Below are 12,338 nucleotides of genomic sequence, written 5' to 3' on the forward strand. Positions count from 1 at the left end.
GGTCTCCGGCCGACGTCTTGTCAGGAGAACCGCAGCGCGTCCGGCCCCAGGTCGGCCGGGCTGCGGTGACCCGACAGCCCGAGCGTCAGGTCGAAGTCCGCGAGCAGGCTGCGCAGCACGTGCCGCACACCGACCTGACCGCCGTGCGCGAGCCCGTACGCGAAGGGCCGCCCGACCATCACGGCCTTGGCCCCCAGCGCCAGCGCCTTCACGATGTCGGCGCCGGTGCGGATCCCGGAGTCGAACAGCACGTCCACCTGCTCCCCCACCGCCTCGACGATCGACGGCAGCGCGTCCAGCGACCCGACCGCGCCGTCGACCTGGCGACCGCCGTGGTTCGAGACGACGACACCGTCCATTCCGTACTCCACGGCCTTCCGCGCGTCGTCCGCGTGCTGGATTCCTTTGAGGACGATCGGCCCGTCCCAGTGCTCGCGCAGGAACGACAGCTGGTCCCACGACTTGTCGGTGCCGGTGAACAGCTGCACCCACCGCAGGATCGCCATCGGCATGTCCTCCTCGGGCGACTTGTGCAGTCCGGCACGGAAAACCGGGTCGCTGAACGGGATCGCCGTGCCGACACCGCGCAGGAACGGCAGGTACGCCTGGTCCAGGTCGTGCGGCCGCCACGCCAGCGTCCACGTGTCCAGGGTGACGACCAGCGCTGTGTACCCGGCCTTGCGCGCCCGGTCCAGCAGCGACGCACACACGTCGGGGTCGTTCGGCCAGTAGAGCTGGTACCAGCGCGGCCCGTCGCCGGAGGCTTCGGCGACCTCCTCGATGGTGTGCGAGGAAGCGGTCGACAACACCATCGGCACGCCGAGCTCGGCAGCCGCACGCGCCGTCGCCAGCTCACCGTCCGGGTGCAGGATCGACTGCACGCCAACGGGTGCGAGCATCACGGGCGCCGGCAGCTCGGTACCCAGCACCGACACACCCAGATGCCGTTCGGTCGAGTTCGTCAGCATCCGGGGCACGATCCGGACGCGGTCGAACGCCTCGCGGTTGGCCCGCACGGTGGCGCCCGACCCCGCACCTCCCGCCACGTACCAGAACGGACCCGGTCCCAGCCGGTCGCGCGCGGACTGCTCCAGCGCGTCCGGGTCGGTGGTGAACGGCGGCACCGCACCACCGAGCCCCTGCAGGTAGATCTCGTTCTGGTACGAGGCGAAGGAGGTCATGCCGCCTACTTTGCTACGAAACCGGCAGCACGCACTAGACCCGCGCGGCGGCGGGGCGCTTCTTCGCGACCACCTTCCTGGGCCAGCGCGACTCGAGCCAGATCGCCACGGGCGCGGCGGTGACCACTGTGGACACCGTGCCGGCGACCAGACCGATCAGCAGCGCGACCGCGAAGTTCGCCAGTGAGCCGTCACCGAGCACCAGCAACGCCGCCAGCACGAACAGCACGCCGATGCCGGTGTTCACGGTGCGCGGCACGGTCTGGACGACCGCGTCCGAGACGACGTCCGGGTACAGCGCCTTCAACCGGGAGCCGCGCAGTTCGCGCAGGCGGTCGAAGACGACGACCGAGTCGTTGACCGAGTAGCCGATCACGGTCAGCAGGGCGGCGAGGAAGACGCCGTCGGCCGTCTTGCCCATCCACGCGAAGATACCGACCAGCACCAGCACGTCGCTGAGGAGCGCGGCGACCGTGGCGAGGCCGAGTCGCCAGTCGAAGCGCACGGCCAGGTAGCCGAGCTGCGCGAGGACGGCGATGGCCAGGCCGATCACGGCGTTGCGGCGCAGTTCGGACGAGAGCGACGGGCCGATCAGCTCGTTGCTGGACTGGCGGGCTCCGCCGTCGACGGCCGAGGAGACGATCTGCCCCAGCCGGGACGAGGTGGCCTCGTCGATCGGACTGGTGCGCAGCGACACCTCGTTGCCCGAGGACGAGACGACGACCTCGGAGAACCCCGCGTCGGACAGGGCGGTGCGCACGCGGCCCGCGTCGATCGGGCCGCCCGCGGTGAAGTCGAGCATGCGGCCGCCGGTGAACTCGACACCCAGGTTCAGGCCCCGCGCGACGAGGCCCGCACCCGCCACGAGCACCACGGCACCCGCGCTGATCAGCCACAACGACGGACGGCGGTAGAGCAGGACGGACAGCCGCCGGCGGACGAAGCCCAGCGTGTGCAGGCCGCTCAACCGGGGACGACGAGCGACGAACTTCAGGCCCATGGCCCACACCACCAGCACGCGGGAGAGCACCAGGGCGCTGAACATCGACGCCAGCACACCGATGGTCAGCGTGACGCCGAAGCCGCGGACCGGGCCCGTGGCCAGCCAGAACAGCAGACCGGCCGCCAGCAACGTCGTCACGTTCGAGTCGGCGATCGCACTCAACGCGCCGCGGAAGCCGCTCTCGGAGGCACGCCGGAGATTCGGTTTCCGGGCGTACTCCTCCCGCGCTCGTTCGAAGATCAGGACGTTCGCGTCGACCGCCATGCCGATCGCCAGCACGAAGCCGGCGAGGCCCGGCAAGGTCAGCGTCGCCCCCACCGCCAGCAGCCCCGCGTACGCGACGCCCGCGTAGCCAACGAGCGCGACGACGGCCAGGAACCCGGCCAGGCGGTAGGCGAACATGAGGAACAGCGAGGTCAGGGCGATGCCGATGATGGCGGCCTTGGCGCTGGCCTCGATGGCCTCCGCGCCCAGGGTGGCGCCGACGGTGCGCTGTTCGATCACCTCGACCGGCACGGGCAGCGCGCCGGAACGGATGACGAGCGCGAGCTCCTTGGCCTCCGGCTGGGAGAAACGGCCGGTGATCGTGGTCGCGCCACCGGCCTGACCGGCGCCGCAGGGCGTATCGAGGCTGACCTCGGGCGACGAGATGGGCTTGCCGTCCAGCACGAACGCGATCTGCCGGCCGGGCGTGCCGGACGGCTCGCAGGCGGCCTCGCCGGTGACCTTCTGCCAAGTCTTGGAGCCCTCGCCCTGGAACTGGATGTTGACCACGAAACCCGCGCCCTGCGGGTTGCGCGTGGACTGGGCGTCGGAGATGCCCTCGCCGGTCATGACCGTCTGACCGTTGCGCTGCACGGTGAGCTGCGCGGTCTGGCCGAGGACCTTCACGGCCTCGGCCGGGTCCTGGACGCCGGGCAGCTCGACGACGATGCGGTTCTCGCCGGAGCGGGCGATCACCGGTTCGGCGACGCCCAGCGCGTCGACGCGGCGCCTCAGCACCTCCATCGAACGGTCGGCGGCGTCGGAGTCGCCCTTGGCCTCGAGGACGATCTGGGTTCCGCCACGCAGGTCGAGGCCGAGGCGGGGATCGGTGGTGAGCAACAGGAATGCGGATGCGACGAGGACCCCGAGCGCTGCGAGAGCACGCAGGAGGAGACCCCGTCGCGCGGTGTCGCGCGACATGGGTGAAAGGACCTTCCGGAGTGGGTTGCTGGAAAAGGGATTCAGCGACCGGAAGGCGGTGAACGAGCGGGCTGCGGGGTCCAGCGGATGCCCTCGGGCGTGCGGTGCACGCGCCGGGCGAAGGAGACGACGAACCGCAACGGCAGCGCGGGCTTCGCGACGGGCGGCACGTCGGAGGCGACCTGGGCCTGCGGCACCTGGGCTGCCTGCACGTTGTGCGGCTTGGGCGTCGTGACCGGCAGGTTCGCGAAGTCGTGGCCGTGCCGGACGACGGAACCGGCGGTGACGGGCTCGGCGGGCGCGGCGACGATGAACAGCTGTCCGAGGAACAGCAGGAACGCGAGCGCGACCGCGTTGCGACGCATCACCGCTTCCTGCCTCCACCGACGTAGACGAGCGCTCCCCCCACGACAGCGCATAACCAGGAAAGCACAAGTGGCTGCATCGTCGTAGCCCCGAAGAACAACGCGACGGTCCAGCCGAGGAGGACCACGGCCGAAACCGCGAGCAGCGAGACCGTCACGGCGAGCTTGCGCAGGCTGAAGAGCAGCTTGAACGGACGCAGCCGCAACGCCACGACCAGGCAGCACAGCACCAGCGCACCGGTGAAGAACCCCAGGTAGGGCGTCGGCCGGGGCATGCCGGCGATCAACGCCAGTAAACCGCCGCCGATCAGCAGCAACGAGAGCATGCGCAGCGCACGCCACACCTGGACCTTGTTCAACTGCAGTTGCACGGGCTTCGTCGAACGCCGCCGTTGCACGGTCGCGAGGTTGGCCTTCGAGTCCGCGTCGGACGGGTCGAGCTTGATCGCCGACCGGTACGCGTGCTCGGCGGTGCCCCAGTCGCGCATCCGCAGGGCCGCGTCGCCCAGCACCTGGAACGCCCGTGCCTCGGTCGGCGCGAGCTGCGAGGCGTGCAGGGCCGAGTCGAACGCCTCGACGGCGCCGTCGGGAGAGTCGGCCAGGACCTCGGCGAGCACGACGTAACAACGCCAGTCGCCGGGCTTGCGCCGCACGGACTCCCGCGCCGCGACCGCCGCCTCCTGGTGCCGGCCGAGGTCGCTCAGGGCCAGCGCCGCGAGTCGCTGAGGCCACGCGGGCTCGCCGTCGAGCACCATCGCGCGCTTGGCCGAGTCGAGCGCCTGGTCCGCCTCACCGAGGTCGAGGTGGGCGGCGGCGAGCCGGCACCACGCCTCGGCGTGCCGGGGGTTCGCCGCCACGAGGGGCCGCAACAGGTCGATCGCCTGCCGCGGCTTCCCCGAGGCGGTGAGGTCGGCGGCACGCAGGAGCACCGCTGTCATCGGCTCGGACACGCCGCACAGTGTGACAAAGCGCCTCCGGCCCCCGAACGGGTGACCTCAGCGGGCGTCCCCGGTGCTCAGCCGGTGGGCTCCCCGAACCAGCGCCTCAGCTCCCCCTCCAGCCCTTCCTGGTCCTCGCCGGCCCACGCCACGTGCCCGTCGGGCCGGATCAGCACGGCGGGCGCGTCCAGGTCCTCGCTGACGTCGACGACGTGGTCCACCCGGTCCGCCCAGCCACCGGCGGACAGCGTCCCCGCCTGGTCGAGCAGGATGCCCCGACCGGCGTGCATCTGCGAGTACAGCCCGCCGCGCTTGAGCGCGAGGTCCCCGATCCGACGCCCGACCAGGTCGTTCTCCGACCCGAGGTCGTACCGGACCGAGACCGCGATGATCTTCTCGATCAGGTACCGGTTGACCTCCTCGAACTGCACGAGCTCGGTGAACACCCGCCGCACCGCCTGCGGACCGGGCTCGACCTTCATCAGCTCGATCTGCGCGCGGGTGTTGTTCAGCACCTCCTCGGCCACGGGGTGCCGTTCGGCCTCGTAGGTGTCCAGCAACCCGTCGGGAGCCCGGCCGCGCACCGCCGCCGCGAGCTTCCACCCGAGGTTGAACGCGTCCTGCACGCCGAGGTTGAGCCCCTGCCCACCGGTCGGCGGGTGGATGTGCGCCGCGTCGCCCGCGAGGAACACGCGGCCGGAGCGGTAGCGCTCGGCCTGCCGGGTGGCGTCGCCGAACCGGGACATCCACCGCGGCGAGTGCACGCCGAAGTCCGTCCCGGCGACCGCGACCAGCTGCCTCTTGAAGTCGTCGAACGACGGCATCACGGCGCGGTCCTCGTTCACCCCCTCCGCCGGCACGATGACGCGGTACGTCGCCGTGCCGCCCATCGGGCCGATGCCGAACCGCTTCTGGGTCTTGCGGACCTCCAGCATCAACGGCATCGCCTCCTCCCACGGGATCCCGATCTCCATCTCGCCGAGCAGCGTCTCCACCCGCGACGGCTCGCCGGGGAAGTCGATGCCGACCAGTTTGCGCACGGTGCTGCGGCCGCCGTCGCAGCCGACCAGGTACCGGGCCCGCAACGACGTGCCGTCCGCCAGTTCGACGGTCACGCCCTCGCCGTCCTGCGACAACGCCGAGACCGTGCTGCCGCGCCGGATCTCGGCACCGGCCTCGGCGGCGTGCTCGGTGAGCAGGCGGTCGATGTTCGGCTGCGGCAGGCCGAGGACGACCGGGTACTTCGTGCCGAGCTTCTCCGGCGCGGGCCTGTCGATGCCCGCGAAGAACCCGGCGAGCGGATGGGTCGTGCCCGCCTCCAGGAACCGGTCGGCGATGCCGCGCTGGTCCAGGATCTCGATGCTGCGCGCGTGCATGCCGAGCGCCCGGACGACCTTGGTCGGCTCGGGGTCCCGTTCCAGCACCACCACGCTCACGCCGTGCAGCCGCAACTCGCCAGCCAGCATCATGCCGGTCGGTCCACCGCCGGCGATGATGACGTCGATCATGGAGTCTTCCCCATTTCCCCAGGTAGATCACGTTGGCTGGGAAATGATGAAGTACACCCGGGGTCTTGTGGCAAGACCCCGGGTGCGCTATATGTTGAAGTGGGAGGAGAGCGCTGCTCTCCTTTTCCTCTTTTCGGGGGTCAGCGAAGCAGCCCCTGCGAGTTCAGGTGGGCGAAGATGATCCGGTCGACCGGGGAGATACGGTCCGCGTCGGCGGTGGTCAGCCAGGCGAGCTCCTCGATCTCGGCCGACGCCACCGGTTCCCTGTCGAACGACGCGGTGTAGCAGGTCATCCGCACGGTCACCCCCGACGAATGGCCGTGTGCCTGCGCCTCGAACGTCCCCAGGTGCTTCGCCGACGCCCCGTCGATTTCGACGGACAGCTCCTCGCGGATCTCACGCACGAGCGTCTCGACGTCGGACTCCCCCGGCTCGCGCTTGCCGCCGGGCAGGTAGTACGTGTCCTTGCCCCTCGACCGGGTGCCGAGCACCTGGCCGTCTATCAGATAGATCCAAGCCACCTTGTCGATCACACGATCGAGCCTAGGCGGAGGCGAGTTCCTTGACCACGCGGTGCGCGTCGGCGAGCGACTCGACCGCGAGCTCGCGGAACTGGTGCATCTGCGGCACCACGTCGGCCAGCGTCAGCTCGGCGTGCACGAACTCCAGGTTCTGGTCGAGGCCGACCATCGACAGCACCGCGCGCAGGTACGGCTCCTGGAAGTCGAAGCCCTCGCGGGGCGTGCCCGGCTTGTACGAGCCGCCACGGGCCGTCACGACGACGACGCGCTTGCCGCCCCACGCGAACGTGCCGTCCTCACGGGCGAAGTTGGCGGACGTCGCCACCTGGTCGATCCACGCCTTGAGCGTCGACGGGATCGAGAAGTTGTACATCGGGGCGCCGATGAGGATCACGTCGGCGGCGTCGACCTCGGCGATCAGACCTGCGGAGATGCCCTGGTCGGTGCCGTCCTTGTGCGGGATCGGCGACGCGTGCAGGTCGCGGTAGGTGTAGCCGGAGCCGGGGTTCGCGGCACGCCAGCTCTCGGCGAACGCCCCGGAGACCTCGCGGGTCACCGAACCCTCGTACCGGATGCTCGTGTCGAGGTGCAGCAGATTGGTCATACTCGGAACATACGAGTGAAGAACTTCCGAGTCAAGATGTTCCGAGGCAAGAACATCTCCTACGGGATGTAGGATGGAACACATGGAGGAGCAGCCACAACTGATCGAAGCCTGCTTGCAGAAGTGGGACATCAACTGGCTGCTGCACCGCGCCGCCCAGCGCGTCGGCTCCGCGTTCGCCGACGAGATCGTGAAGTTCGGCATCTCGTTGCGCGGTCAGCTCGTGCTGCAGGCGCTCGCGACCGAAGAGGCCCAGCGCACCCAGCTCAAGCTCGGCGCGATGCTCGGCCTCGACAAGACCACGCTGACGAGCGAGCTCGACAAGCTCGAGCGGGCCGAGCTGGTCATGCGCGTGCCCGACCCGAACGACCGGCGCGTGCGTACGCCGGTGATCACCGACAAGGGCCGTGCGCTGCAGAAGGAGGCGGGTGACGCGCTCGCCGAGGTCGAACGCGCCTTCCACTCCCGCTTCTCCCCCGAGGAGATGACGATCATCCGCAAGGCCCTGCAGGACCTCTCGCGCGGCGAGGGCCCGATGCACGGCTCCTGCATCTAGACGAGCGCGCCCAGGTCGGATTCCTTCAGCTGTTCCGGCGTCACCGTCGCCTGCGCATCCACCAGCGCCTTCAGCGCCGTGCCGTGGTCCCAGACGTTGACGTTCATCGCCGCGCGCAGCCGTCCGCCGCGCAGCCAGAACGCGATGAACTCTCGCGCCGCCACGTCGCCACGCACGACCAGTTCGTCGTCCGGGCCGGCGAGCCCGCGGTACTCCATGCCCAGGTCGTACTGGTCGGTGAAGAAGTACGGCGACTTCACGTAGGGCTCGTCCATCCCGAGCAACGACCCCGCGACGTGCGTGCCCTGGTCCTTCGCGTTCGCCCAGTGCTCGACGCGGATCCGGTCGCCGTGGCGGGGGTGGTCCTGCGCCGCCGCGATGTCACCGGCCGCGAAGACGTCGGGCGCGGACGTGCGCAGCAGCGCGTCGACCGCCACCCCACCGGAGGCCAGCTCCAGCCCGGCGGCCTCGGCCAGTTCGAGTCGTGGTGTCGCTCCCACGGCCAGCACCGTCACGTCCGGCAGCAGTTCGGTGCCGTTGTCCAGCCGCACGCCGGACGGTGAGAAGCTCGCGACGCCGGTGCCCAGCTCGAACTCCACGCCGTGCTCCTCGTGCAGGCCGCGGAACATCGCGCCCATCTCGGCGCCGAGCACGCGCACGAGCGGTTCGGCCAGCGGGTCGACGACCGTCACGCGGCAGCCGTGCGAGCGCGCGGCGGACGCGACCTCGCAGCCGATCCAGCCCGCACCGACGATCACGACGTGCCGGCCCTCGCACAACGCGGACCTCAGCGCCAGCGAGTCGTCGAGGGTGCGCAGCACATGTCCCTGTGCGCCAGGCAGAACGCGCGGGCGGGAGCCGGTCGCGAGCAGGAGCCGGTCGTAGGAACGCACTGCTCCATCCGAGTCCACGATCGTGTGATCACCGGGGCGCAGGTCCAGGACGGACACTCCGAGCAGGAGCTCGATCTCGTTGTCGGAGTAGAAGCCCGGCTCGTGCACCCACGCCGGTTCGGCGGCCTTGCCGAGCAGCACGTCCTTGGACAGCGCGGGAAGTTCGTACGGGCGGTGGCGCTCGGTGCCGAACATGGTGATCTTGCCGTCGTAGCCGCGGTCACGCAGAGCGCTCGCCGCGGAGGCACCGGCGAGACCCGTGCCGACGATCACGATGCGTTGCGGTTCCGCCATTTTCACCCCTCCAGGTGACCTACTCTCATCCCACGTGCGACGCTAACCGCAGCTCGGCGCGGTCGCCGAACGGAGAAGTCGAAACCTCCGTCATGACCAACGGTGACGCACGTCTCTACTGACGTGAGCGCCGGTGGCACCGAGCCGGCGCGCCGAGTGAGCTGGAGGAAGAAACCCGTGGGAGCCAAAGAGGAGTGGCAGGTGAGCTGCCGCGACATCGCTTCGCGCCGACGGGACATGACGGTGTTCGTCAGCCAGGGGCACATCGTGATCACCGTGCCGCCGGGAGAGGCCGCCGTGCTGACACCACTGGAGGTCGGCCGTCTCCGGGCGGCGTTGCGCGATGCCGTCGTGAGCGCGTCCAACACTGACGTGTGACCGCCGTCACACCGTTACCTACTCGCTAGTAGGTAGATGGCAGAGTGGGTCGCATGGTGACCCGCGTGCTGCTGACCCTGGTCAAAGCCGGAGTGATCCGGCCGTTGGGCCCCCGAGGGCTCTCCGGCACCGTGCGCGGGTATCTGCAGTGGGACATCACGCTGGCGTGGGGGTATCAGACGGGCGCGGGACGGCACCCGGACCGCGCGGCGATCATCGACGACGACGGCGTGCTCACGTACGCGGAGGTGGACGAGCGCACCAGCAGGCTCGCCCATGCCTTTCGCGCCAAGGAACGCGTGGGATTGCTGTGCCGCAACGGCCGGGCGTTCATCGAGACGATGACGGCGTGCACGAAGATCGGCGCGGACGCCGTGCTGCTCAACACCAGCCTGAGCAAAGGACAACTGGCCCAGGTCGCACACGACCAGAAGATCGACAGGATCGTCGCGGACCGCGAGTTCGCCGACGTGGTGCCAGACCTGCCCACGTTCTTCACCGACGAACTCGAGTCGCTGATCACCAACGGGGCCACGTCGCCACTCCCCCGCAGGCCCCCGCGCGGCCGGCTGATCATCCTCACCTCCGGCACCACCGGCACGCCGAAGGGCGCCCGCCGACCGGAACCAGCGAGCCTCGCCCCCGCCGCCGCACTGCTCTCCCGGATCCCGCTCAAGCACGGCGACGTCATCTCCATCACCTCCCCGCTCTTCCACGCCTGGGGCCTCGCCGCGTTCCAGCTCGGCCTCGTGCTCGGCGCGACCCTCGTGCTGCGCCGCAAGTTCGACCCGGCGCAGGCCCTGAAGGACGCCGACCGGTGCACCGCGATGTTCGTGGTTCCCGTGATGCTGCAACGGATGCTGGAGACCGAGCACCGGCCGAAGCTGCGGATCATCGCGTCCAGCGGCTCGGCACTCCCGCCGAAGGTCGCCGCCCGCACCCTGCGCGAGTTCGGCCCGGTGCTCTACAACCTCTACGGCTCGACGGAGGTGAGCTGGGCGAGCATCGCCACACCCGAGGAGATGCTGCGCGAACCCGGCACGGCGGGCCAGCCGCCGCTCGGCACCCGACTGGCCATTGTGGACGACCAGGGCAAGCCCGTGGCACCGGGTGAGACCGGGCGGATCTTCGTCGGCAACGAAATGCTGTTCGACGGCTACACCAACGGCACCAGCAAGGAATCTTTGAACGGCCTGATGTCGACCGGTGATCTCGGTTATCTCAAGGACGGCTTGCTGTTCGTGGCCGGCCGCGACGACGAAATGATCGTCTCAGGTGGCGAGAACGTTTACCCGCACGACGTCGAGGACCTCCTCTCGATGCTGGACGGCGTCACGGAGGTCGCGGTCCTCGGTGTTCCCGACGAGGAATGGGGCCAGCGCCTCGCCGCTTTCGTTGTCGGCGCAAAAACCCTGACGGCCGAACACATACGTGAACATGTGAAGGCGAACCTGGCGCGCTACTCCGTTCCCCGCGATGTTTTCTTCGTCAACGAGTTGCCGCGCAACGCGGCCGGCAAAGTGTTGAAACGTCAATTGCGGGAGCACTACTAGAGTCACCCTCGAAGTGAGGGGGCTTCACCATGACGGTTCCCGGCAGGACCGCGGATCCGCGGTCCAACGCCGTGCACAACCTGCGCGAGGCACGCATCGCCCTGGACGAGGGCAGGCCGGGCGAGGCGCTGGAGTACGCGGAGAAGGCCGTGGCCGCGTTCTCGTGGCTGGACGACGCCGAGGGTGTGGCCGAAGGCGTTCTGGCCCAATCGGTCGCGCTGGGCAAGCGGGGACTGTGGCCCAGCGCGCTCGACACGATCGACAAGGTGCAGGCGATCGCGGCGGCGAACCGCCACATCGGACTCCAGGCGCGGTGCAGCTTTTCCCGTGCCGTGGTGGAACTGCGCCTCGATTCGCGGGAGCGGAGCTTCAACTCGTTCGCCCGCGCGCTGGGTCTCGCGGAGCTCACCGGTGACAACGAGCTGATCGGCTCGGTGCTGTTCGAACAGGCACGGGTGATGCGGATGCAGTACCACGAGCACTGCATGATGCGCACCGAGGAGAACCGGTGCAGCCTCGACGGGGAGCCGTGCGTGCGCAAGCTCCGCCGTGCGGAAGCGTTGTGCGCTCAGGTGCGCGACCGCTGGAAGACGCTCGGCGACCCGGTGCGGATGGCGATGGTCAACGTGCTGCTGACACACGTGCGCATCGATCTGGGTGAACTTGACCGCGCGCACCGCAGCTGGCAGCGCGCTGACCAGTTGCTTGCCGGAAGGAACCGCCCGGTGGCACGGGCGGAGGCGCTGATGGCCCGGGCACGGCTCAGCGGAGCGCGGGGGCGTCACCCCGAGCAGATAGCCCAGCTCTCCCAGGCCGCCGAACTCGCGATGAGCTGTCTGGCACGGGAAGTGGCGGTGCACGCGCACCAGCACCTGAGTGAGGCGCACGAACGCACCGGCGAGTTCGAACGCGCGCTGCGTCACGCACGGATGCAGTTGGAGCAGTACCGGTTGTGGGAGCTGCAGGAGGGCCGCGACCTGTTGCGGATGCGCGAGCACGATCTCTCGTCACGACTCGTGGAACAGTTGGCGCACAGGCGTTTCGAGCCCAAGCGGGAGGACGCGGTGGTGCGCGTTCCCCGCACCGGCGAGCTGCACGAGACCGGTACCGCGGAACACACGAACACCCGGATCGCCCGCGCCTTGCGTGCGGGACTCACCAAACGCGGCATCGAGGTGCTGCGGCTCGTGGCCGCCGGGGCGAGCACGGCGATGATCGCGGAGTCGCTCGGCCTGTCCCCCAAGACCGTGCAGAACCACCTCCAGCGCATCTACACGACCCTTGACGTCAACGGCCGCGCCGGCGCCATCGTGTGGTGGATGAACCTGACCACGAGCTAGACATGCATTGGCAAACTAT

At 69.6% G+C, this 12,338-nt stretch carries 12 protein-coding genes; 4 read left to right on the forward strand and 8 right to left on the reverse strand.

Annotated features, from left to right (window positions below):
- Positions 1–20: 20 nt before the first annotated feature.
- The 7 genes from IEY88_RS30945 to IEY88_RS30975 all read right to left on the reverse strand — a co-directional run bounded on the left by IEY88_RS30945 (position 21) and on the right by IEY88_RS30975 (position 7,305).
- Positions 21–1,181 (reverse strand): lactate 2-monooxygenase, encoded by a 1,161-nt coding sequence (locus IEY88_RS30945; RefSeq protein ID WP_189158421.1) that lies wholly within the window; start codon positions 1,179–1,181, stop codon positions 21–23.
- Between the two features lie 34 nt (positions 1,182–1,215).
- Complete coding sequence (gene secD / locus IEY88_RS30950; RefSeq protein ID WP_189158422.1) at positions 1,216–3,369, reverse strand: protein translocase subunit SecD; 2,154 nt, start codon at positions 3,367–3,369, stop codon at positions 1,216–1,218.
- Between the two features lie 41 nt (positions 3,370–3,410).
- On the reverse strand, positions 3,411–3,734 hold the full coding sequence (locus tag IEY88_RS30955; protein WP_189158423.1) for a hypothetical protein: 324 nt from the start codon (positions 3,732–3,734) through the stop codon (positions 3,411–3,413).
- Positions 3,734–4,684: a tetratricopeptide repeat protein gene (locus tag IEY88_RS30960; protein ID WP_189158424.1), complete on the reverse strand. Its 951-nt coding sequence runs from the start codon at positions 4,682–4,684 to the stop codon at positions 3,734–3,736. Before IEY88_RS30960 ends, IEY88_RS30955 begins: the two co-directional genes overlap by 1 nt.
- Positions 4,685–4,749: 65 nt before the next feature.
- Entirely contained in the window at positions 4,750–6,180 is a 1,431-nt protein-coding gene (gene rox, locus IEY88_RS30965) for a rifampin monooxygenase (RefSeq protein WP_189158425.1), read from the reverse strand.
- A gap of 140 nt (positions 6,181–6,320) precedes the next feature.
- Positions 6,321–6,713, reverse strand: a complete 393-nt coding sequence (locus IEY88_RS30970) for an NUDIX hydrolase (RefSeq protein ID WP_189158426.1) — start codon at positions 6,711–6,713, stop codon at positions 6,321–6,323.
- Positions 6,714–6,723: 10 nt separating this feature from the next.
- Positions 6,724–7,305 carry an FMN-dependent NADH-azoreductase gene (locus IEY88_RS30975; protein WP_189158427.1) on the reverse strand — a complete coding sequence of 194 codons (582 nt, stop codon included), beginning with the start codon at positions 7,303–7,305 and terminating at the stop codon, positions 6,724–6,726.
- 82 nt (positions 7,306–7,387) lie between these two features.
- Here IEY88_RS30975 and IEY88_RS30980 point away from each other — a divergent pair, with 82 nt between their 5' ends.
- Positions 7,388–7,861 (forward strand): MarR family winged helix-turn-helix transcriptional regulator, encoded by a 474-nt coding sequence (locus IEY88_RS30980; RefSeq protein ID WP_189158428.1) that lies wholly within the window; start codon positions 7,388–7,390, stop codon positions 7,859–7,861.
- On the opposite strand, the gene IEY88_RS30985 is transcribed toward IEY88_RS30980, so the two are convergent.
- Positions 7,858–9,048 (reverse strand): NAD(P)/FAD-dependent oxidoreductase, encoded by a 1,191-nt coding sequence (locus tag IEY88_RS30985; RefSeq protein ID WP_189158429.1) that lies wholly within the window; start codon positions 9,046–9,048, stop codon positions 7,858–7,860. The two genes, IEY88_RS30980 and IEY88_RS30985, sit on opposite strands and share 4 nt — an antisense overlap.
- A 177-nt stretch (positions 9,049–9,225) precedes the next feature.
- Between IEY88_RS30985 and IEY88_RS30990 the strand changes: the two genes are divergently transcribed.
- Genes IEY88_RS30990 through IEY88_RS31000 form a run of 3 tightly spaced genes read left to right on the forward strand, consistent with a single transcriptional unit; the run spans position 9,226 to position 12,319 of the window.
- Positions 9,226–9,426: a hypothetical protein gene (locus tag IEY88_RS30990; protein ID WP_189158430.1), complete on the forward strand. Its 201-nt coding sequence runs from the start codon at positions 9,226–9,228 to the stop codon at positions 9,424–9,426.
- Between the two features lie 53 nt (positions 9,427–9,479).
- A complete protein-coding gene (locus IEY88_RS30995) occupies positions 9,480–10,979 on the forward strand; it encodes an AMP-binding protein (RefSeq protein WP_189158431.1) in 1,500 nt (499 codons plus the stop codon).
- Positions 10,980–11,008: 29 nt separating this feature from the next.
- Positions 11,009–12,319, forward strand: a complete 1,311-nt coding sequence (locus IEY88_RS31000) for a helix-turn-helix domain-containing protein (RefSeq protein WP_189158432.1) — start codon at positions 11,009–11,011, stop codon at positions 12,317–12,319.
- Positions 12,320–12,338 lie beyond the last annotated feature (19 nt).

Source organism: Lentzea pudingi, assembly GCF_014646255.1.
GTDB classification, from domain to species: Bacteria; Actinomycetota; Actinomycetes; order Mycobacteriales; family Pseudonocardiaceae; genus Lentzea; species Lentzea pudingi.

Bases quoted from the DNA above. Each gene is read 5' to 3' on its own strand.
- rox (WP_189158425.1), bottom strand. From the start codon at position 6,180: ATGATCGACGTCATCATCGCCGGCGGTGGACCGACCGGCATGATGCTG.
- IEY88_RS30975 (WP_189158427.1), bottom strand. From the start codon at position 7,305: ATGACCAATCTGCTGCACCTCGACACGAGCATCCGGTACGAGGGTTCG.
- IEY88_RS30995 (WP_189158431.1), top strand. From the start codon at position 9,480: ATGGTGACCCGCGTGCTGCTGACCCTGGTCAAAGCCGGAGTGATCCGG.
- secD (WP_189158422.1), bottom strand. From the start codon at position 3,369: ATGTCGCGCGACACCGCGCGACGGGGTCTCCTCCTGCGTGCTCTCGCA.
- IEY88_RS30945 (WP_189158421.1), bottom strand. From the start codon at position 1,181: ATGACCTCCTTCGCCTCGTACCAGAACGAGATCTACCTGCAGGGGCTC.
- IEY88_RS31000 (WP_189158432.1), top strand. From the start codon at position 11,009: ATGACGGTTCCCGGCAGGACCGCGGATCCGCGGTCCAACGCCGTGCAC.
- IEY88_RS30955 (WP_189158423.1), bottom strand. From the start codon at position 3,734: ATGCGTCGCAACGCGGTCGCGCTCGCGTTCCTGCTGTTCCTCGGACAG.
- IEY88_RS30980 (WP_189158428.1), top strand. From the start codon at position 7,388: ATGGAGGAGCAGCCACAACTGATCGAAGCCTGCTTGCAGAAGTGGGAC.
- IEY88_RS30985 (WP_189158429.1), bottom strand. From the start codon at position 9,048: ATGGCGGAACCGCAACGCATCGTGATCGTCGGCACGGGTCTCGCCGGT.